The organism is Sphingomonas sp. PL-96 (assembly GCF_020707215.1).
Taxonomy (GTDB): Bacteria; Pseudomonadota; Alphaproteobacteria; order Sphingomonadales; family Sphingomonadaceae; genus Sphingomonas.
Genome location: NZ_JAJFET010000010.1, coordinates 55,780 through 74,299 on the forward strand (window position 1 = coordinate 55,780; position 18,520 = coordinate 74,299).

The 18,520-nt window shown below is 68.3% G+C and carries 22 protein-coding genes; 9 read left to right on the plus strand and 13 right to left on the minus strand.

Annotated features, from left to right (window positions below):
- Nucleotides 1-19: 19 nt before the first annotated feature.
- On the minus strand, nucleotides 20-1,153 hold the full coding sequence (gene uvsE, locus LK533_RS15670) for a UV DNA damage repair endonuclease UvsE (RefSeq protein ID WP_229364008.1): 1,134 nt from the start codon (nucleotides 1,151-1,153) through the stop codon (nucleotides 20-22).
- A 35-nt stretch (nucleotides 1,154-1,188) separates the two neighbouring features.
- Nucleotides 1,189-1,476 carry a 4a-hydroxytetrahydrobiopterin dehydratase gene (locus LK533_RS15675; protein WP_229364009.1) on the minus strand — a complete coding sequence of 96 codons (288 nt, stop codon included), beginning with the start codon at nucleotides 1,474-1,476 and terminating at the stop codon, nucleotides 1,189-1,191.
- A 47-nt stretch (nucleotides 1,477-1,523) separates the two neighbouring features.
- Here LK533_RS15675 and LK533_RS15680 point away from each other — a divergent pair, with 47 nt between their 5' ends.
- The 3 genes from LK533_RS15680 to LK533_RS15690 are packed head-to-tail and all read left to right on the plus strand — an operon-like array spanning nucleotide 1,524 to nucleotide 3,147.
- Nucleotides 1,524-1,934: a metallopeptidase family protein gene (locus LK533_RS15680; protein ID WP_229364010.1), complete on the plus strand. Its 411-nt coding sequence runs from the start codon at nucleotides 1,524-1,526 to the stop codon at nucleotides 1,932-1,934.
- Nucleotides 1,931-2,515, plus strand: coding sequence for a heme ABC exporter ATP-binding protein CcmA (gene ccmA, locus LK533_RS15685; RefSeq protein ID WP_229364011.1), 585 nt, complete (start codon nucleotides 1,931-1,933; stop codon nucleotides 2,513-2,515). The genes LK533_RS15680 and ccmA overlap by 4 nt, the downstream gene beginning before the upstream one ends.
- A complete protein-coding gene (locus tag LK533_RS15690) occupies nucleotides 2,512-3,147 on the plus strand; it encodes a heme exporter protein CcmB (protein WP_229364012.1) in 636 nt (211 codons plus the stop codon). Before ccmA ends, LK533_RS15690 begins: the two co-directional genes overlap by 4 nt.
- 156 nt (nucleotides 3,148-3,303) lie before the next feature.
- Here LK533_RS15690 and LK533_RS15695 read toward each other — a convergent pair whose 3' ends face one another.
- The 8 genes from LK533_RS15695 to LK533_RS15725 form a co-directional block, all read right to left on the minus strand.
- Nucleotides 3,304-4,173: a class I SAM-dependent methyltransferase gene (locus tag LK533_RS15695; RefSeq protein ID WP_229364013.1), complete on the minus strand. Its 870-nt coding sequence runs from the start codon at nucleotides 4,171-4,173 to the stop codon at nucleotides 3,304-3,306.
- On the minus strand, nucleotides 4,170-5,573 hold the full coding sequence (thrC, locus tag LK533_RS15700; protein WP_229364014.1) for a threonine synthase: 1,404 nt from the start codon (nucleotides 5,571-5,573) through the stop codon (nucleotides 4,170-4,172). Before thrC ends, LK533_RS15695 begins: the two co-directional genes overlap by 4 nt.
- 111 nt (nucleotides 5,574-5,684) lie before the next feature.
- A complete protein-coding gene (locus tag LK533_RS15705; protein WP_229364015.1) occupies nucleotides 5,685-6,299 on the minus strand; it encodes an SURF1 family protein in 615 nt (204 codons plus the stop codon).
- Nucleotides 6,296-6,706, minus strand: a complete 411-nt coding sequence (locus LK533_RS15710; RefSeq protein WP_420705872.1) for a DUF983 domain-containing protein — start codon at nucleotides 6,704-6,706, stop codon at nucleotides 6,296-6,298. The genes LK533_RS15705 and LK533_RS15710 overlap by 4 nt, the downstream gene beginning before the upstream one ends.
- A 1-nt stretch (nucleotide 6,707) precedes the next feature.
- Nucleotides 6,708-7,619: a cytochrome c oxidase subunit 3 gene (locus tag LK533_RS15715; protein WP_229364016.1), complete on the minus strand. Its 912-nt coding sequence runs from the start codon at nucleotides 7,617-7,619 to the stop codon at nucleotides 6,708-6,710.
- Between the two features lie 32 nt (nucleotides 7,620-7,651).
- Entirely contained in the window at nucleotides 7,652-8,134 is a 483-nt protein-coding gene (locus LK533_RS15720; protein WP_229364076.1) for a cytochrome c oxidase assembly protein, read from the minus strand.
- A gap of 47 nt (nucleotides 8,135-8,181) precedes the next feature.
- On the minus strand, nucleotides 8,182-8,316 hold the full coding sequence (locus LK533_RS17880; RefSeq protein ID WP_267495481.1) for a hypothetical protein: 135 nt from the start codon (nucleotides 8,314-8,316) through the stop codon (nucleotides 8,182-8,184).
- Nucleotides 8,313-9,218 (minus strand): heme o synthase, encoded by a 906-nt coding sequence (locus LK533_RS15725; protein WP_229364017.1) that lies wholly within the window; start codon nucleotides 9,216-9,218, stop codon nucleotides 8,313-8,315. Before LK533_RS15725 ends, LK533_RS17880 begins: the two co-directional genes overlap by 4 nt.
- Nucleotides 9,219-9,295: 77 nt before the next feature.
- Between LK533_RS15725 and LK533_RS15730 the strand changes: the two genes are divergently transcribed.
- Nucleotides 9,296-9,982 (plus strand): DUF2490 domain-containing protein, encoded by a 687-nt coding sequence (locus LK533_RS15730; protein WP_229364018.1) that lies wholly within the window; start codon nucleotides 9,296-9,298, stop codon nucleotides 9,980-9,982.
- Between the two features lie 70 nt (nucleotides 9,983-10,052).
- On the opposite strand, the gene ctaD is transcribed toward LK533_RS15730, so the two are convergent.
- Nucleotides 10,053-11,717 carry a cytochrome c oxidase subunit I gene (gene ctaD / locus LK533_RS15735; protein ID WP_229364019.1) on the minus strand — a complete coding sequence of 555 codons (1,665 nt, stop codon included), beginning with the start codon at nucleotides 11,715-11,717 and terminating at the stop codon, nucleotides 10,053-10,055.
- A 3-nt stretch (nucleotides 11,718-11,720) separates the two neighbouring features.
- Complete coding sequence (gene coxB, locus LK533_RS15740) at nucleotides 11,721-12,926, minus strand: cytochrome c oxidase subunit II (protein ID WP_420705873.1); 1,206 nt, start codon at nucleotides 12,924-12,926, stop codon at nucleotides 11,721-11,723.
- Nucleotides 12,927-13,090: 164 nt separating this feature from the next.
- Here coxB and pyrE point away from each other — a divergent pair, with 164 nt between their 5' ends.
- Genes pyrE through LK533_RS15765 form a run of 5 tightly spaced genes read left to right on the plus strand, consistent with a single transcriptional unit; the run spans nucleotide 13,091 to nucleotide 16,782 of the window.
- Complete coding sequence (gene pyrE, locus LK533_RS15745; protein ID WP_229364021.1) at nucleotides 13,091-13,675, plus strand: orotate phosphoribosyltransferase; 585 nt, start codon at nucleotides 13,091-13,093, stop codon at nucleotides 13,673-13,675.
- Nucleotides 13,672-14,400 (plus strand): pyridoxine 5'-phosphate synthase, encoded by a 729-nt coding sequence (locus LK533_RS15750; protein ID WP_229364022.1) that lies wholly within the window; start codon nucleotides 13,672-13,674, stop codon nucleotides 14,398-14,400. Before pyrE ends, LK533_RS15750 begins: the two co-directional genes overlap by 4 nt.
- Entirely contained in the window at nucleotides 14,397-14,816 is a 420-nt protein-coding gene (acpS, locus tag LK533_RS15755) for a holo-ACP synthase (protein WP_229364023.1), read from the plus strand. Before LK533_RS15750 ends, acpS begins: the two co-directional genes overlap by 4 nt.
- Entirely contained in the window at nucleotides 14,813-15,682 is an 870-nt protein-coding gene (lepB, locus tag LK533_RS15760) for a signal peptidase I (protein WP_229364024.1), read from the plus strand. Before acpS ends, lepB begins: the two co-directional genes overlap by 4 nt.
- Nucleotides 15,679-16,782: an AI-2E family transporter gene (locus LK533_RS15765; RefSeq protein WP_229364025.1), complete on the plus strand. Its 1,104-nt coding sequence runs from the start codon at nucleotides 15,679-15,681 to the stop codon at nucleotides 16,780-16,782. Before lepB ends, LK533_RS15765 begins: the two co-directional genes overlap by 4 nt.
- Before the next feature lie 25 nt (nucleotides 16,783-16,807).
- On the opposite strand, the gene LK533_RS15770 is transcribed toward LK533_RS15765, so the two are convergent.
- The gene (locus tag LK533_RS15770; RefSeq protein ID WP_229364026.1) at nucleotides 16,808-18,496 is read right to left on the minus strand and encodes a dipeptidyl-peptidase 3 family protein; all 1,689 of its coding nucleotides are present in this window, start codon (nucleotides 18,494-18,496) and stop codon (nucleotides 16,808-16,810) included.
- Nucleotides 18,497-18,520: the final 24 nt, after the last annotated feature.

Genomic DNA, 18,520 nt, shown 5'->3' on the forward strand with positions numbered 1-18,520 from the left:
GCGGCGGGTATCCCGGCGGTCAGGCGGCGCCTTCGTCCACGTCGGGCGTATCCTCGGCATCCACCCCATCCTCGATCGCCGCATCGTCGGCTTCGAGCGCGGCGGCATCCTCGGCATGGATGCCGAAGCGCGCTGCCACGTCGGGCGCAAAGCGCAGCAGGTCGCCGCGCAGCTTCATGAGGGCCAGATCCTTCGACTTGCCCTCCAGCATCACGTCGAACTCCAGGCCATTGGCAGTGCGCATGAAGGTCGCGAATTCAAACGGGTTGGTGAAGTCGGCATGGCCGGTCCAGATCGGCGGGCGCAGCACCGTCTTCACGCGTGCGTTGGGCTTTACGGGTGCCTTGGTGACCTCGTCCTTGGCCGCCTTGCCGCGCTTGGCGGGGGTGATCTTCTGCTTCACCTCGCGCATCTCGGTGCGGGGCGAGGAGAAGTGGATCTTGGGCCGCACGCCGGTGGGCCAGCTCGCCATGAAGCGCTCCAGCGTGTCGCGCAGGTCCAGCCCCTCCGGGTTGAGGCACCAGAAGTGCTGATAGTCGAAGATCAGCCGGACGCCGGTGCGCTCGTGAATCCATAGCACGTCCGCCGCGGAGAAGCGGATGTCGTCATTCTCCAGCACCAGCCGGCGCCGGACATGGTCAGGGCATTGCTCCCAGCCTTCGATCCAGCGGGCGCGCGCCGCCTCGCGGTCGTCATAGACGCCGCCGACATGGGTGATCACCACCGCCTCGTCGTTCAGCCCCATGCGGTCGAGCATTTCCGACTGGCTGGCGAGATCCTGGATGCTTTTGGCGGTCAGCTCCGGATTGGGGCTGTTGAGCAGGATATATTGCGACGGATGGAAGGACAGCCGCATGTCGAGCGACCGCGCCTTGGCACCAAAGGCGGCGAGCTCCGCATCGCTTTCCGCGACCATGGCGTGGAACTGCGGCATGTCCGGGTGGGTGGCATAGGGCGCCAGGTCCGACGACAGCCGGTACATGGGAATGCCCTTGGCCGCGCAATAGTCGAGCACGCGGTCGACATGCTCGAGCGAGCATTTGAGGTGCGGGCTCGCCTGCCAGCGGCGGGTGTCGTTGCTCTTGAGTTCGGGCTTGCCCATCACCTTGACGGGAAAGCCCAGTCGCATCGGACGTTCGGATTGGTTCGGCATCGCCTGCCCAACGGGCGGCGGCGCCAGAGGGTCCGTTATTCCACCAGCGCGTCGATCGCCTGGGCCATGTCGATGTCGCGGGGGGAAAGCCCGCCCGCCTCATGTGTGGTCAGCAGGATGTCGACCCGGTTCCACACGTTCGACCATTCGGGGTGATGGTCCGCCTTTTCCGCCAGCATCGCGACCTGAGTCATGAAGGCGAACGCCTGGCTGAAATTGTCAAAGGTGAAGCTGCGCGTGATCGCGTCGCGCGCGTCGTCATGGTCCCAGTCGGGCAGCCCGTCGAGCGCATCGGCGCGCTCCGCCTCGTTCAACAGCTCCATTCGACCCTCCTTGTGCGGCCTTGCTGGCAGGGCCTATGGACGAAGCCATGTCCGAGCAAGCGCCTTTGCAGTTCGCCCCCGACGCCGCCCGTATCGAGGCGCTCGCGCGTACGGCGCTCGCCCGCATCCCCGAGCCGTTCGCCGAGCATCTGAAGGACGTCGTGCTGCTGGTCGAGGAGTTCGCCGACGACGAGACGCTCGACGCGATGGAGATCGAGGATCCGTTCGCGCTGACCGGTCTCTACCACGGTCTGCCGGTGGGCGAGAAATCCGCCTGGACCGGGGTCGCCATGCCGGACCGCATCCACCTCTATCGCCGCGCGCTGCTCGACGAATGGGTCGAGACGGGCGTCGCGCTCGAAGCGCTCATCACCCATGTCGTGGTGCATGAAGTCGGCCATCATTTCGGCCTGTCGGACGCCGACATGCACGCGCTGGAGGAAGCGGCGGGCGCGTGAGCGGCGCGGCGCTTGTGCTGGACGGCGTCGCTTGCGTGCGCGGCGGCCGGCTCTTGTTCAGGGGGTTCGGCCTGGCGCTTGGCGCTGGAGAGGCGGCGCTGGTGACGGGCCCCAATGGCGTCGGCAAGTCGAGCCTGATCCGCATCGCCGCCGGACTGCTGGCGCCGGCCGCGGGGCGGGTGGAGGCGCAGGGCAGCCGCGCGCTGCTGGCCGAGACGGCGGCGCTGGATCCGGAGCGGACGCTGGCGGACTCGGTCGCTTTCTGGGCGGCGCTGGATGGCGCGCGCGAGCGGGTGCCGGACGCGTTGGCGGCAGTGGGGCTCGGCGCGCTTGCCGAAGTACCGGTGCGGATGCTGTCTACCGGCCAGCGCCGCCGCGCGGCGCTCGCGCGGGTCGTGGCAGGCGGTGCCGCCATCTGGCTGCTCGACGAGCCGGTCAACGGCCTCGACACCGCCTCGACCGCGTTGCTTGAGGGGCTGGTCGCACAACACCGGGCGGAGGGTGGCATCGTGCTGGTGGCGAGCCATGTGCCGGTTGCGCTGCCGGGCGCGCGAGTGCTGCCGCTGGAGCCGGCGGAATGATCGCAATCGGCTTGCGCGAGCTGCGCCGGGCCTGGAGTGGCGGCGGGCTGATGCTGACGCTCGCCTTTTTCCTGCTGGTCGCGACGCTGTTCCCGTTCGCGATCGGCCCGGACGCGAAGCTGCTCGCGCGGATCGGCGGCGGGGTGGTGTGGGCAACCGCGCTGCTGGCAGCACTGCTGCCGGTCGAGCGGCTGGTGCTGCCGGACCTGGAGTCAGGCGTGATCGACCAGTTCGCGGTGCGCGGCCTGTCGGGTGCCGGCGTGGCGCTCGCCAAGATCCTGGGCCACTGGATCGGCTTCGGCCCGGCGGTGATGCTGGCGGCTGCGCTCAGCGCGGCGCTGCTGGAGATGCCGGCCGAGGTGCTGTTGCGGCTGGAGCTGGGGCTGTTGCTGGGAACGCCCGGCCTGGCGGCGCTGGCGGTCGCGACTGCCGCGCTGGTCGCCGGCCTGCGGGGCGCGGGCGCGGTGGCGGGCATGGTGATGCTGCCGTTCGCGCTGCCCCTGCTGGTGTTCGGCGCGGGTGCCCTGGAGGGCGGCAGTTCCGGCCTCAAGCTCGTCGCGGCGACGAGCCTGCTGCTGCTGGCCGGCGCCCCGTTCGTGGCTGGCGCTGCGCTGCGGTTCGCGCGGGAGTAGACCCACTCCGTTTGTCTCGAGCAGGGATCGAGCTTGTCGAGAGCCCGTGTCGAGAGAGCCACCACCGGTTTCTCGATACGCCGTCTCGACAAGCTCGACGGCTACTCGAAACGAACGGGGGAAGACGAGGAGGGCGGCATGGTTAGGCGGCCGGTGCTACCGCCGCCACCGCGCGAAAATCGCCGTCGGCAGCGTCAGCCCGCGCGCCTCCTCGCGGACGCCGAGTTCGCCGCACTCCACCGTGCCGCCCAGGTCGGCCAGCGCCTGGCGCAGCAGCTCGCCGATCGCGAGCGCGGACATGCGCACGGCGTAAACGGTCAGGAACAGGAAGCGCGAGTTGTCGTCGAGCAGCTGGCGGCAGTCGGCGATGAGGGCGGGGAGGTGATCCTCCAGCTTCCACACCTCGCCATTGGGGCCGCGGCCCCATTTGGGCGGATCGAGCAGGATGCCGTCATAGCGGCGGTTGCGGCGCACCTCGCGCGCGACGAACTTGGTGGCATCCTCGACAAGCCAGCGCACCGGCAGGTCGGTCATGCCCGACAGCACCGCGTTGCCCCGGGCGGCCTCGACCGACTTCTTGGACGCGTCGACGTGGACCATGCGGGCTCCGGCAGAGGCGAGCGCGAGCGTTCCGACGCCGGTGTAGCCGAACAGGTTCAGGCACTCAGGCTCAGGCGCGTCACCCAACTGCTCGCGCATCCAGCTCCACACCGGTGCCATGTCCGGGAAGAAGCCCAGGTGGCGGAACGGGGTGTTCTGCGCCGTGAAGCGGACCTGATCCCAGGCGAGCGGCCAGCCTTCGCGCGGCACGGGCTTGTCAAACTGCCAGCGGCCGCCGCCCTCCTCGTCGGAGCCGGGCACGAATTCGCCGTGCGCGTCCCAATCCGGTGACGCCGGCGCCCACATCGCCTGAGGCTCCGGGCGGATGAAGCGATAGGGGCCGTAGCGCTCCAGCTTGCGGCCGTGGCCGCAGTCCACCAGGCCGTAATCGGCCCAGGGCTCGCCGATCAGGCTGACGAGCTTCACGCGCGCGCGACCGCGCGCTCGGCGATATAGCCGGTCACCGCTTCGAACGTGCCGGGCAGCCGATCGCAGCGTTCCTCGCGCTCGAACAGGTCGCCGACGCGGGTAGGGAGCGGCGGGCGCTGGCCGGTCGCGCGCTCGACCGCGTCGGGGAACTTGGCCGGATGGGCGGTGGCAAGGGTGACGACGGGCACGTCGCCCGGAACGTCCGCCTCGCGCGCAGCCGCAAGGCCGATCGCGGTGTGCGGGTCGATCAGCTCGCCCGACCGCTCGCACGCCCAGCGCATCGCGCCCATCATGCCCTCGGCATCGATGCGCGCGCTGACGAAGAGCGCGGCGGCGCCGTCGCGGTGGGCGTTGGTAAGCTGCATCGCCCGGCTCTTCTCGAACCCCTGCATCTGCAGCGCGAGTGCCGCGCCGTCGCGACCGCCCAGATCGTGCAGCAGCCGTTCGAAGTTGGAGCTGACCTGAATGTCCATCGACGGCGTGTCGGTCGCCGTCACGCTGCCGGTCGAATAGTCGCCGGCGGACAGCGCGCGGTGGAGGATGTCGTTGACGTTGGTCGCAACCACCAGCCTCGCCACCGGCAGGCCCATGCGCTGCGCCACATAGCCGGCGAACACGTCGCCGAAATTGCCCGTGGGCACGGAGAAGGCGACCGGCCGCTCCGGCGCGCCCAGGCGCACGGCGGTGTAGAAATAATAGACCACCTGCGCCATCAGCCGGGCCCAGTTGATCGAGTTCACCGCCGACAGGTGGAAGCGGCCGGCGAAATCGGGCGCGTTGAACATCGCCTTCACCAGCGCCTGCGCGTCGTCGAAGCTGCCGTCGATGGCGATGTTGTGGACGTTGGGCGCGAGCACCGTCGTCATCTGCCGCCGCTGCACGTCGGAGACGCGACCGTGCGGGTGGAGCATGAAGATGTCGACGCCGGTGCGGCCTGCAAGCGCGTCGATTGCCGCCGACCCGGTGTCGCCGGAGGTCGCGCCGATCACCGTCACATGCTCCGACCGGCCCGTCAGGAAGCGTTCGAACAACAGGCCGAGCAGCTGCAGAGCGACGTCCTTGAACGCGAGCGTCGGGCCATGGAACAGCTCCAGCAGCCAGTTGCGATGGTCGAGCTGGACGAGCGGCGTCACCGCGGCATGGGCGAAGCGGTCGCCATACGCGCGCTGACAAAGGTCGCGCAGCTCGTCCTCGCTCAGGCTGTCGCCGACGAAGGGCAGCATCACCCGCACTGCCGTCTCGGCATAGGAAAGGCCGGCCAGGCCGGCGATCTGCTCGCGCGAGAGCGTCGGCCACGCCTCCGGCACATAAAGTCCGCCGTCGGCGGCCAGCCCTGCCAGCGTCGCGCCCTCGAAATCGAGGACGGGCGCATTCCCCCTGGTGCTCACATAGCGCATGCGGAGGCGTTAGCCCTGCTGCCGGGAGGGCACAAGCGGGGCAGGGCTTTGCACGGACGTAGGTTTTCCTGCCGCGTCGTGCTGGCTTCCGTCGGGAAGATGGGAGGGGGCTCAGCCGCGCAGGCGGCGGCGCAGGGCGAGCACGTAGATGACCAGCGCGATGGCGGCGAAGGCGAACCACTGCACCGCATAGGCGAGGTGGTTGTTGGGGAGGTCGGCCGGGTCGGGCTGACGACTGGGGGCGAGGCCGGGGGCCGCGGTTTCCGAGACGATCAGGCGCTCTCCCGTCGTCTTCCCGGCGAACAGTGCGGCGATCGCGGGCTGACCGGTGGAGGCCTGGGTGAGCATGCCGGTGACCACGCCGCCCTGCCATGCCGGGCGCAGCTTGGGATCGTTGCTCACCCCCATGTCGGCGCGAAAGCCCGGGCCTTCGGCGCCGGTGCGGCAGTGGGCGACATGGCGCCAGCCGGTGGCGCCGTCGCGCGTGCGGCCTGCGGTGGTGGTCCAGTCCGTCACCTCCAGGCAGTGGGCGGAGACGCGGCGGAACAGAGCGCCGGCATAGGGGAAGCCGGGCAGCGCCATCACCGGCTTGCCTGCATTGGCGGTGAAACGCGCGATCATCGCCCCCTTTTCGGCCCGGCGCTGAAGCTGCCACACGCCGAGCGCGAGCATGGCCGCGACGGCCAGCACCACTGCGACCGTGGCGGCAAGCGGGATGCGCCTCACGGCTCCTCGCGGGTCAGCCGCGCCTCACGCGCGGCGTTGCGGTATTCCAGCGCGAGCAGCAGCGCCTTGGTGAAGCGCAGCGACACCGCGACGCCCCCCAGGGTGAGCGGCAGCCACAGCAGTATGTGCAGCCAGGTCGGCGGGGAGAAGACGAGCTCGACCACCACGGCGAGCACGGTCACCAGGGTGCCGATCCCCATCGTCAGGAACACCGTCGGCCCGTCGCCGACGTTGAACCGGAGGAAGTCGAGGCCGCAGTTGGTGCAGCGGGGCGCAAAGGCGATAAAGCCGGCGAACAACGTCTTTGCCCCGCAGCGCGGGCACAGCCCCCCGGTCGCGGCGGCAAAGGGCTCCGGCGGTGCGCCGGCCGGCAGCGACTCCGGCGGCGCGCCGGCGGGGTCCGTCACGTCAGCCGGCGTGGACCGGCGCGCCCCAGCCGCCCCAGACATAGACGGTGACGAACAGGAACAGCCACACGACGTCGACGAAGTGCCAGTACCAGGCCGCGGCCTCGAACCCGAAATGCTGCCGGGGGGTGAAGTCGCCCTGGTAGGTGCGCACCAGGTTCACGATCAGGAAGATCGTGCCGATGATGACGTGGAAGCCGTGGAAGCCCGTCGCCATGTAGAAGGCGGAGGTGTAGTTGATCGTGCCGAACGGGAACGGCGCATGGGCATATTCATAGGCCTGGATGCACGAGAACAGCAGGCCGAGCACGATCGTCAGCCACAGGCCCTTCTTCACGCTGTCGTTCTCGCCGACGCCGAGCAGGCCCCACAGGCCGGTGCGCCGGCCGCCACGCTCGCCATGGATCAGCGCGTGGTGCGCCCAGGTGATGGTGGTGCCCGAAAGCAGCAGCAGGAAGGTGTTGAGGAGCGGCAGGCGAAAGGCGTCGAGCACTTCGATCCCGGCCGGCGGCCATTGCGCCGCAAGCTGCGAGGCGGAGTCGATCAGCGAGACGCCATCCTCATGGTCGAACTGCACTGCGGCCGGGAACAGCGAAAAGTCGAACCAGGCCCAGAACCAGCCCAGGAAGAACATGACTTCCGATGCGATGAACAGCACCATGCCATAGCGCAGGTGGAGCTGGACGACAGGCGTATGGTCGCCCGCGCGCGCTTCGCGGATCACGTCGGCCCACCACAGGCCCATGCAGGAAAGAACCGCGATCAGCCCGGCGCCGAACACCAGCCAGCCATAGGTCGCGTCGCGCATGACCATGATGCCGCCGGATGCCAGCACCAGCGCGGCAAAGGCGCTCAGCATCGGCCAGGGGCTCGGCGGCAGGATGTGGTATTCGTGGTTCTTGGTTCCGGCCATGCTCGTCCCCATCCTCTCTCGTTGCGAAAGGTCTAGCTCGCCGTTCGGGCCGAATCCACAGGGTAAAATGTATAGGAGAGCGTAATCACCCGCACGTCGCTGGTGTCGGGATCGCTTGCGAGCTTGGGATCGACGTAGAAGATCACGGGCATCCGCACTTCTTCGCCCGGCTGCAGCGTCTGCTGGGTGAAGCAGAAGCACTGGATCTTGGTGAAATACTTGCCCGCCTGGGCCGGCGTCACGTTGAAGGTGGCGGTGCCGGTAATCGGCTTGTCGGACAGGTTCTTCGCGGTGAAGAACGCCATGTCGCGCGCGCCGATGTCGATGGTGTCGGACGGATGCTCCGGGCGGAAGCGCCACTTGAGATCGGGCGCGACGTTGCTGTCGAACCGCACCGTCACCTTGTCGCCGATGCCACCGGGGGCCAGGTCGCCGCGCTGGGTGGTGCCGTTCAGCCCCGTCACCTGGCAGAACATGCGATAGAGCGGGACGCTTGCCCAGCCGAGGCCGGTCATCGCCACCGCGGCCAGGCCGGCCAGCAAGGCTGTACGGCCGTTGCGGGTCACATCATCCCTGCCTGAATTTTCACGATGCTGATCGCAAAGATGAGCAGCACCAGCGCACCGAGCAGCCAGGCCATCACCCGGGCGCGCGACTGCTGGCGGGCGCGGACCAGCGCTTCCTCTTCCGGCGTCACGGCAGCAGCCACCGGTCGACGACCAGCGCACCGAACACGACGAACAGGTACAGGATCGAATAGCCGAACAGGCGCTTTTCGGGCTGCATCGTGTCCCCCTCAGGCGCGGCCGTGCGCAGCGCCACGCGCAGCACGAACCAGCCGAACACCGCCGTCATGACGACCGACACCACGCCATAGATTGCGCCGGCCAACCCGAGCGGCCAGGGTGCGATCGCGGCCAGTGCCATCGGGATGGTGTAGAGACCGATCTGGGTGCGGGTGGCGCGTTCGCCGGCCACTACCGGCAGCATCGGCACACCGGCCGCCGCATAGTCCATGCGCACGAACAGCGCGAGCGCCCAGAAATGCGGAGGCGTCCACAGGAACACCAGGCTGAACAGGAGCAGCGGGAGCAGCGCGATCTCGCCGGTCGCGGCCGCCCAGCCGATCAGCGGGGGGAAGGCGCCGGCCGCGCCGCCGATGACGATGTTCTGCGGCGTCCGGCGCTTGAGCCAGACGGTGTAGACCAGCACGTAGAAGAGGATAGAGACGGTCAGGATCGCAGCGGCGGCGAGGTTGATCGCCAGCCCCATCAACGCGACCGAGAAGACCGCCAGCCCGACACCGAAGTGCAGCGCGGACTGCCGGTCCATGCGGCCGTCCGGCAGCGGGCGGCTGCGCGTCCGCTTCATGTGCGCGTCGAGGTCCGCCTCATACCATTGGTTGAGTGCGCCTGCCGCACCGGCGCCCAGCGCGATGCACAGGATGGCGGTGAAGCCGAGCACCGGGTGAATGCCGACGGGTGCTGCCAGCATGCCGCACAGGCCGGTGAACACCACCAGCGTCATCACGCGCGGCTTGGTGAGAGCAAGGAAGTCCCGCCAATCGGCAGGCATCGTCAGGGGAACGGCGGTGGTCATGATCTGCCCCTGTGTATAGGGAGACGGGCGCGCCGGCGAAAGGGTTGCCGCCCTCCCTGAATGGGATAGGATGGTGCATGCCGCGCCCCTTCCTTGCCCTTGCCGCGTTTGCGCTTTCGACGACTGCCGCGCCGGCATGGGCGCGTACGACCGAGGACGAGCAGGCGTGGATCAACGTCACGCTGAACGGGTCGGCTGGCGACCGGCTGGTCTATTTCGTCGAAGCGCAGCCGCGGCTGATGGAGGGCGTCTCCGAGATGCAGCAGGCGGTCCTGCGCGGCGCGATCGGTGTACGGCTGAGCGACCGGGTGAGCCTCTACCAAGGCTATGCCTATATCGTGCAGCCGCGCGACGGCCCGGAGCCCGACCGGGACGAGCAGCGCAGTTTTCAGCAGCTGTCCTGGACGCTGCTGCCGGGGGCAACCGAGCTGTCGTCGCGCACGCGGTTCGAACAGCGCTGGGTGGCGGGTTATCGCGACATGGGGCTGCGCGTGCGGCAGCTGGCGCGGCTCGAGACGCCGATTGCCCCGGGCGACAAGCCGCTGAAGGCGGTGATGTCGCTGGAGGGCATGTTCGTGCTCAACGAGACGGACTGGGGCTCGGCAAGCGGCTTTGACCAGCTACGCAGCTTCGTCGGCATGGAGGTGCCGTTGCGGGGCCGTTCCACGATCGAGGCGGGCTATCTGAACCAGCTGGTCAATCGCACCGGCGGCGATGTCGCGGTCAACCATGTGCTGTCGCTGACCCTGTCCGTCCGGCCCTGAACGGGGCCGGCAAGGAAAAGGCCCCGGGGAGCTTCCTCCCCGAGGCCTTTGCTGTTCCACACCCGCCCGGTCAGTCGACCCTGGGGAGCGTCTCGAACTGGTGATAGGGCGGGGGCGAGGACAGCGTCCACTCCAGCGTCGTCGCACCTTCGCCCCAGGGATTGTCGCCCGCGGGCCGGCCGCCCAGCAGCGACACCACCAGGTTGACGAAGAAGATCAGCATGCCGACGCCCATGATGACATAGCCGATCGAGGCGACCTGGTTCCAATGCGCAAAGGCATCGGGATAGTCGGGAATACGGCGCGGCATGCCGTTGGCGCCCAGGAAGTGCATCGGGAAGAACAGCACGTTCACGCCGACGAAGAACACCCAGAAGTGCAGCTTGCCGAGCAGCTCGTTGTACATGCGCCCCGACATCTTCGGGAACCAGTAATAGAAGCCGGCAAACAGCGCGAACACTGCGCCCAGCGACAGCACATAGTGGAAGTGCGCGACAACATAATAGGTGTCGTGCATGTAATCGTCGACGCCGCCGTTGGCGAGAATGACGCCCGTGACGCCGCCCACCGTGAACATGAAGATGAAGCCCAGCGCCCACAGCATCGGGGTGGGGAAGCGCAGGCTGCCGCCCCACATGGTGGCGATCCACGAAAAGATCTTGATGCCGGTCGGCACCGCGATGATCATCGTCGCCGCGGTGAAATACATCTTGGTGTTCACGCTCAGGCCCGTCGTGAACATGTGGTGCGCCCACACGATGAACCCGACCGCGCCGATCGCGACCATGGCATAGGCCATGCCGAGATAGCCGAACACCGGCTTGCGGCTGAAGGTCGCGACCACATGGCTGATCATGCCGAAGCCCGGCAGGATCATGATGTAGACCTCCGGATGGCCGAAGAACCAGAACAGGTGCTGGTACAGCACCGGGTCGCCGCCGCCGGCCGGATCGAAGAAGGTGGTGCTGAAGTGGCGGTCGGTCAGCAGCATGGTGATCGCCGCGGCCAGCACCGGCAGCGACAGCAGGAGCAGGAACGCGGTGACCAGCACCGACCAGGCGAACAGCGGCATCTTGTGCAGCGTCATGCCCGGCGCGCGCATGTTGAAGATGGTGGTGATGAAGTTGATGGCGCCCAGGATCGAGCTGGCGCCCGACAGGTGCAGCGCCAGGATCGCCATGTCGACCGAGGCCGAAGGCTCGCCATAGGTGGACAGCGGTGCATAAACCGTCCAGCCGGTGCCGGCGCCGCCGAAAAAGGGCGAGGCGAGCAGCAGGATGCCCGAGGGTACCAGCAGCCAGAAGGACACGTTGTTCATGCGCGGGAAGGCCATGTCCGGCGCACCGATCATGATCGGCACGAACCAGTTGCCAAAGCCGCCGATCATCGCCGGCATCACCATGAAGAACACCATGATCAGGCCGTGGGCCGTGATCATGACGTTCCAGAGGTGGAGCGATTCATCGAGGCTCTGTTCCGACCCGGCGAGCCAGGTCGCCCAGCTGCCCAGATGCTGGATGCCCGGCTCCGCCAGCTCCCAGCGCATCAGGCCGGAGATGGCGCCGCCGACGATGCCCATGAAGATCGCGAAGATCAGGTAGAGCGTGCCGATGTCCTTGTGGTTCGTCGACAGGAACCAGCGGGCGAAAAAGGCCGGGCGGTGGTCCGCATGATGGTCATGCGGATGCGCGTGGTGCGCCTCGAACGCAGAGGGGTGCAGGGCGGTGTCGGTCATGGCTTACTGATCCGCGTTGCCGGCGCCGGCCGGGTTGCCGGTTGCGCCCTGGGTGACGGGAGTGGCGGTGTCGGTCGCGTTGACGATGGGGCCGTCGCCGCCGGTGGGCGGGGTCGCCGTGTCGTCGGCCGCGTCCGACCCGGGCTGCGCCGGTGCCGTCGACGAGGGCTGGACCTGACCCGGCATGGTGCCGCCCTTGGCACGGATCCAGGCGGCGAACTCGGCCGGCGAGACCGCATCGACCGCGATCGGCATATAGGCGTGGCGGGCACCGCACAGCTCCGAACACTGGCCAAAATAGACGCCCGGCTCCTTGATGGTGAAGCTGGTCTCGTTCAGGCGGCCGGGAATGGCGTCGAGCTTCACCCAGAAGCTGGGGATCGCCCAGCTGTGGATGACGTCGTTGGCGGTGGTGATCAGCCGGATCGGCACGCCCACCGGCAGCACGATGCGGTTGTCGGTCGCGAGCAGGCGTGGGCCGTCGGCATCGGTGCGGTACCGCTGGCCGGGGGCGACCTGGTCGCGCTCCTTGAGCATGTTGGCCGTGACCGACACCCCGCCATTGTCCGGATATTCATAGGTCCAGAACCACTGGTTGCCGATCGCCTTCAGCGTCACGGCATTGGCGGGCGCAGGCTTGAACTGGTGCGCGAGCAACCGGATCGAGGGCACTGCGAACACCGCCAGGATCAGCACCGGGATCGCCGTCCACAGGATCTCGATGGTGGTGTTGTGCGACGTGCGCGACGGGTTGGGGTGGGCGGCGGCGCGGAAGCGGATCACCACCCACACCATCAGCGCCAGCACCAGCAGCACGATGGCGGTGACGACCGGCATCAGCAGGTTGTTGTGGAAGCGCGCCGCCTCCTGCCCGTTGGGCGTCACCTGGTTCTGGAGGCCCACGACGCGCGGGCTCGGCTGGCCATGGTTGTCGGTCGGGCGCAGCTTGGGGGTGCCATCGGGGTTGAGCGTCGGGTCGGCGACCGCTGCGGCGGGTTGCGCAGCACCTGCGGTCGCGGGCGGGGTGACGGTGCCGTCCGGTGCTGCCTCGGCCGAGCCCGGCGGCGGTGCGCCCACTTGCGGCGCCGCTGCCTGCGGGGCGGCAGCAGCCGGCGCGGCGGGTGCCGCGGCATGGCCGATTCCTGCGAGCGCCAGTCCGGCCCCCAGCAGGGCAAGCTTCAGTCCGGACCCCATCCCAGCCATTCGCATCCCCATCCACCCGTTTTTACCGCGCGGGCTTGCGCATCCGGGCCCCGGAAAAAGGCCCAGTTCAGGGGTATAGGCAGCGTTTTGCCGTGCCTCAAGCGCGTGCTGGCTGTTTTTGCAGCGCCGATTGCGGGCTCGCGCGCCTGCGCCTAGAGAGGGCCTCGACCATGACCGACGACGACATCCTGGCGGAATTCCGCGCGGCAGAGGCCCTGCTGGAGGGCCATTTCATCCTTTCTTCCGGACGCCACAGCGCGCGGTATCTCCAGTGCGCGCGCGTGCTGATGGACCCGCGGCGCGGGAGCCGGCTTGCCGACGAACTCGTGGCGCGGCTGCCCAGCGACGTGCGCGGCGCGATCGACGCGGTGGTCTCGCCGGCAATGGGTGGCGTGATTGCAGGGCACGAGATGGGCCGCGCGCTCGGCCGCCCGGCGATGTTCCTGGAGCGCCCGACCGGCACCTTTGAACTGCGCCGCGGCTTTCGCCTCGATCCCGGCACGCGCGTGCTGATGATGGAGGACGTGGTGACCACGGGCCTTTCGTCGCGCGAAGCCATTGCGGCGATTCGCGCGGGCGGCGGCCAGGTGGTGGCGGCAGCCGCGCTGGTGGATCGCTCCAACGGCCAGGCCGACCTGGGCGTGCCTTTCTTCCCGCTGATCCGACTGGAAGTGCCGAGCTACGAAGCCGACGCGCTGCCGCCCGAACTGGCGGCGATCCCCGCGATGAAGCCCGGGAGCCGGGCTGCGGCGTGACTCAGCCGATCCGCCTGGGCGTCAACATCGACCATGTCGCGACGGTGCGGAACGCGCGCGGCAGCGGCTACCCCGACCCGGTGCGCGCGGCGCTGATGGCGGCGGAGGCTGGGGCAGAGGGCATCACCGCCCATCTGCGCGAGGACCGGCGCCACATCACCGACGCGGACATCGCGCGCCTTTCGGCGGAGCTGCCGGTGCCGCTGAACCTGGAGATGGCGGCGACCGAGGAGATGCTGGGCATTGCGCTGCGCCACCGTCCGCACGCCGCCTGCATCGTTCCCGAAAAGCGCGAGGAGCGCACGACCGAGGGCGGGCTGGACGCGGCCGGGCAGTTCGACCTGCTCGCCCCCATGGTCGCGACACTGGGGGAAGCCGGCATCCGCGTGTCGCTGTTCATCGAGCCCGATGCCGCACAGATCGATGCGGCGGTGCGGCTCGGCGCGCCGGTGGTCGAGCTTCACACCGGCCGCTATGCCGAGCTGGAGGAGGCTGCACGCGAGGTCGAGCTCAAGCGGCTCGCCGATGCCGCGGCGCTCGCGGCCAAGAACGGCATCGAAGTGCATGCCGGCCACGGTCTCACCTTCGACAATGTCGTGCCGATCGCGGCGATTCCGCAGGTGCGTGAGCTGAACATCGGCCATTTCCTGATCGGCGAGGCGATCTTCGATGGCCTTGTACCCGTGGTGGCGCGGATGCGGTCGCTGATGGACGCGGCACGGTGATCGTCGGGCTCGGCTCGGACCTGTGCAACATCGAGCGCATCCAGAATTCGCTCGACCGGTTCGGGCAGCGCTTCATCGAGCGCGTGTTCACGCCGCTTGAGCAGGCCAAGGCCGCGCGCCGACCCTTCACCCGCGCCGGCACCTTTGCCAAGCGCTTCGCCGCCAAGGAGGCGTTTTCGAAGGCGGTCGGCACCGGCTTCAACCGCGGCGTGTTCATGCGCGACATCGGCGTCGTCAATGCGCCGTCGGGCGCGCCGACGCTGGCGCTTTCGGGTGGAGCCAAGGCCGCGCTCGATGCGTTGATCCCGCCGGGGCACGTCCCCAAGATTCACCTGACGCTCACCGACGACCATCCTTGGGCGCAGGCGTTCGTCATCATCGAGGCGCTGCCCGGCGCCGAACAGGAAGTCCGATGACCGGAGAGGACCTGGCGCTGCCGTCCGAACGCCCCCAGCCTGCCAGAACCAAGCGCAAGTCCACCGACTGGGGTGCGGAGATCCGCAACCTGCTGGTGCTGGTGCTGGCCGTGCTCGGCTTCCACAGCCTGGTGGCCAAGCCCTTCTACATCCCGTCGGAATCGATGATGCCGGGGCTGCTGGTCGGGGATCGCCTGGTGGTGACCAAATACCCCTATGGCTATTCGTTCGTCACCCCCGCCTTCCACCTGCTGCCCTTTTTCCACGGCCGGCTGTTCGGCAGCCTGCCCAAGGCGGGCGACGTCGTGATCGTGACGCCGCCGGGGACCAAGACCGACTATATCAAGCGCGTGATCGGCCTGCCGGGCGACCGGGTGCAGGTGCGCGCCGGCATGCTCTACCTGAACGGCAAGCCGGTCGAGCGCCGGGCGGTCGGCGACCGCATGATCCCGGTCGATGCCAACACCCATTGCCCGGCCTGGCAATATCCTGACGCCCAGGTGCGCAATGCCGCGGGCGGGGCGTTCTGCCGCCTGCCGATCTATCGCGAGACGCTGCCCAACGGTCGCTCCTATGACACGATCGACGCGGTGCAGGGTTCGATCGGCGACAATTTCGGACCAGTCACCGTGCCGGCCGGTCATGTGTTCCTGATGGGCGACAATCGCGACAACAGCGCCGACAGCCGCTTTCCGCTTTCCGAACAGGGGCTGGGCGGGCCGGTGCCGTGGGAGAATATCGGTGGGCGCGCCGAGTTCATCACCTTCTCGCTCGACGGGACCACGAGCCTCAATCCGCTCAGCTGGTGGCCGTCGCTGCGTGGGGACCGCGCGGGTACCTCGCTGCATCCAGAGGAAGCCGAATGAGCAGAGACGACCGGGTGGCCGTGGAGCGGGCACCCGGCCCGAACGAGCTGCGCGATCCGGTCACCCGGGCGGAACTGCGCAAGGCATCGGTGTGGTTCGGGGTCGCGGCCGCCATCGGCCTGGTGGTGCTGCTGATCCAGCCGCTGCTGATCATCTTTGGCGGGCTGGTGTTCGCCGCAATGCTGGACGGCGGCGTGCGGCTGCTCGGCAAGGTGCTGCCGATCGGACGGGGCTTTCGGCTGCTGATCGTCGTGCTGCTGGTAACCGCATTCATCCTGGGCACCTTCTACCTGACAGGCGTGCAGATCGCGGCGCAGGCCGAACAGCTGCGCTCGACCCTGGAGGTCCAGGGCAACCGGCTGATCGGCTGGGCGAACGACATGGGGCTGATGCCCGGCCGCTCCGACCTGAGCGGGATCGTCCAGCAGGCGATGGGTTCGGTCGGGCGGCTGACGTCCGCCGTGGGCACCGTGTTCGGCGCCTTTACGACGCTGTTCATGATCCTGATCATCGGGCTGTTCGTCGCCATGGAGCCCCGGATCTACGACCGCGGGCTGCAATGGATGATTCCGGTCGGCCAGCGCACGGAATTCGCGATCACCATCAATCGCATGGCGACCACCATGCGCCGGCTGCTCGCCGGGCGGCTGGCGGGGATGGTGTTCGAAGGGGCGCTGACCGGCCTCCTGCTGTGGATCGCGGGCGTGCCGATGGCGATGCTGCTGGGCATCATCACGGGTCTCCTGGCATTCATCCCCAACATCGGCGCGTTCATCAGCGGTGTGTTGATGGTCGCGGTCGGGTTCAGCGCAGGCTCCGACACCGGCTTCTGGGCGATCATCATCTATTTCGTGGTGCAGACGTTCGACGGCTATGTGCTGCTGCCGATCGTCGCCAGGCGTACGGTGGACCTGCCGCCGGCGCTCACGCTGTCGTCGCAGATCCTGACCTCGACGCTGTTCGGCATCCTGGGCCTGGCGCTCGCGGACCCGATGGTGGCGATGATCAAGGTCGCGCTGGAACGCGAGTCGGAGCGTGCGGCCAAGGCCGGCGTACGGATGGGCGAAGAGGACGCGGACGTGGACGGGGCGGCCGCCTGATCGGGCAGGGGCCGCCCTCCCGCCCTTAGATCTTCGTCGGGTAGACCGGCTGGATGTCGACGGGGATGCTGCCCATCGTGCCGACCAGCTGTTCGGCATGGGCATCGAGCTTCTGCCAGCGCGACAGCATCGCCTTGGCGCCGGCATAGTCGCCATTGCCCTGCACGACGATCATGTCGTGCAGCAGATCGCGCAGGCCCGTCTCCATCCGGGCGTTGTCGATGCGGAAGCGGCCCGCGGCGGCATCCCAGGCAAAGGCGCCCTTGTCGCGCAGATACCCGTACTGCATCGCCGCACCCCGGCCATGTGCCTCGGCCGTGCCGAAGCGCATCGCGCGGAACACGCCCGCCACATAGGTCGCAAACAGCTGCGGCTTTTCCGCGACCGGCAGCTCGCCCTTGTTCATCATGAACAGGATGTTCCAGACGCCCATCACGTCGGCCTTGGCCTCTTCGAGCGCCGACGCCTGCTCCTTCAGTTCCTCGTTCACGCTGGTCTTGCGGCCGTTCAGCGTGATGTTGCCCGGCCCCAGGCTGTGCGACAGCTCGTGGAACAGGGTTTCGAGCTGCATATACTTCTTGGCGACCAGCCCGGCCTGGTCCGGCACCAGAACCAGCGGCGCCATGGGTGCCAGGATGCGGTCGTACTTGGCGCCGAGCACGTTGGAGAGGATGACCTTCTTCGCGCCCTTGGCCTCACGCACCCGCTCGTCGTTGGGCAGGTTGAAGGCGATGGTGCGGCCGCCATGCTCGTTGTCGCCGCCGCCGCGGACCTGTTCGGCCACCGCGATCGGCGATTCGAAGCCGCGCGTGAAGTTCTTGTAGCGCGCATCGACCGGCAGGTTCGCCTCCATGTCGCGCAGATAGTGCTTGTACTTGTCGAGCGCGGCGGACTCCCCCGGGTCCTTCAGCGTGACGAAGCTCTCGAACGCGGCCTTCCAGCCGTAAAGCCGATCAGTGTAGGTCTCGTACGGCCCGATCGCCACTTCGATCGGCGTGTCCTTCAGGTCCATCCAGGCGAGCTCCGACTCATAATAGTCGTCGGTGCGGAACGCCTTGGCCCGCAGGGTGAGGAAGCGCTTCAGGCTGGGGTTGGTGGTGACGGCGGCGGCCTGTTCCAGCAGCTTGGCTGCAGGCTCCAGCCATTCGCGATACTCGATCGAATAAGGCACCGCCTTCAGCTTCGTGCCGTCGCGGCGCACCACTGTGTAGAGGCTGGTGAGCGCGGGCTTCTCGTCCGGGTGCTGGGCGAGATAGGCGTCGAACTCCGCGCGGGTCAGGTCCTCCGGATAGAAGCCGGCACCTTCCGGCATCGGCCGGTCGCCCCAGAAGGGGCGCAGCTCGGCGAAGTCGTCCCACGGGCCAAGGTTGGCATCGAACCAATCAAGGATCAGCGGCTGGTCGGCGCGGCGCATGCGCTGGATCGCCTGGCGCGTCTGCGGGTTGAGCGCGTCGCGCTGGCGCAGATAGATCGGCGTCATGAGGTCGGACGCCTGGATCAGCAGGTTCACCACCTGGCGTTCTTCGGCCGAGAGGAAGCCCGTGTCGGGCGCGATGTTGACGCGGGCGATCTTCGCGCGCTGCGCCTCGACCGAATAGCTGCCCTCGTCCGCCGGGGAAACGGCGGCCGATGCCGTTGCCGCTTCAGGGGCCGCGGTTTGCGTCTGCGTGCAGGCAGTAGTGGCGAGGAGCATTACGAGAATCGGAAGACGCATACAAACAACCTTGTCATTCAACTC

Coding starts and splice junctions, on each gene's coding strand:
- uvsE (WP_229364008.1), bottom strand. CDS start 1,153: ATGCCGAACCAATCCGAACGTCCGATGCGACTGGGCTTTCCCGTCAAG.
- LK533_RS15675 (WP_229364009.1), bottom strand. CDS start 1,476: ATGGAGCTGTTGAACGAGGCGGAGCGCGCCGATGCGCTCGACGGGCTG.
- LK533_RS15680 (WP_229364010.1), top strand. CDS start 1,524: ATGTCCGAGCAAGCGCCTTTGCAGTTCGCCCCCGACGCCGCCCGTATC.
- LK533_RS15690 (WP_229364012.1), top strand. CDS start 2,512: ATGATCGCAATCGGCTTGCGCGAGCTGCGCCGGGCCTGGAGTGGCGGC.
- thrC (WP_229364014.1), bottom strand. CDS start 5,573: ATGCGCTATGTGAGCACCAGGGGGAATGCGCCCGTCCTCGATTTCGAG.
- LK533_RS15715 (WP_229364016.1), bottom strand. CDS start 7,619: ATGGCCGGAACCAAGAACCACGAATACCACATCCTGCCGCCGAGCCCC.
- LK533_RS15720 (WP_229364076.1), bottom strand. CDS start 8,134: ATGACCGGCCTCGGCTGGGCAAGCGTCCCGCTCTATCGCATGTTCTGC.
- LK533_RS15725 (WP_229364017.1), bottom strand. CDS start 9,218: ATGACCACCGCCGTTCCCCTGACGATGCCTGCCGATTGGCGGGACTTC.
- LK533_RS15730 (WP_229364018.1), top strand. CDS start 9,296: ATGCCGCGCCCCTTCCTTGCCCTTGCCGCGTTTGCGCTTTCGACGACT.
- ctaD (WP_229364019.1), bottom strand. CDS start 11,717: ATGACCGACACCGCCCTGCACCCCTCTGCGTTCGAGGCGCACCACGCG.
- coxB (WP_420705873.1), bottom strand. CDS start 12,926: ATGCGAATGGCTGGGATGGGGTCCGGACTGAAGCTTGCCCTGCTGGGG.
- pyrE (WP_229364021.1), top strand. CDS start 13,091: ATGACCGACGACGACATCCTGGCGGAATTCCGCGCGGCAGAGGCCCTG.
- lepB (WP_229364024.1), top strand. CDS start 14,813: ATGACCGGAGAGGACCTGGCGCTGCCGTCCGAACGCCCCCAGCCTGCC.
- LK533_RS15765 (WP_229364025.1), top strand. CDS start 15,679: ATGAGCAGAGACGACCGGGTGGCCGTGGAGCGGGCACCCGGCCCGAAC.
- LK533_RS15770 (WP_229364026.1), bottom strand. CDS start 18,496: ATGCGTCTTCCGATTCTCGTAATGCTCCTCGCCACTACTGCCTGCACG.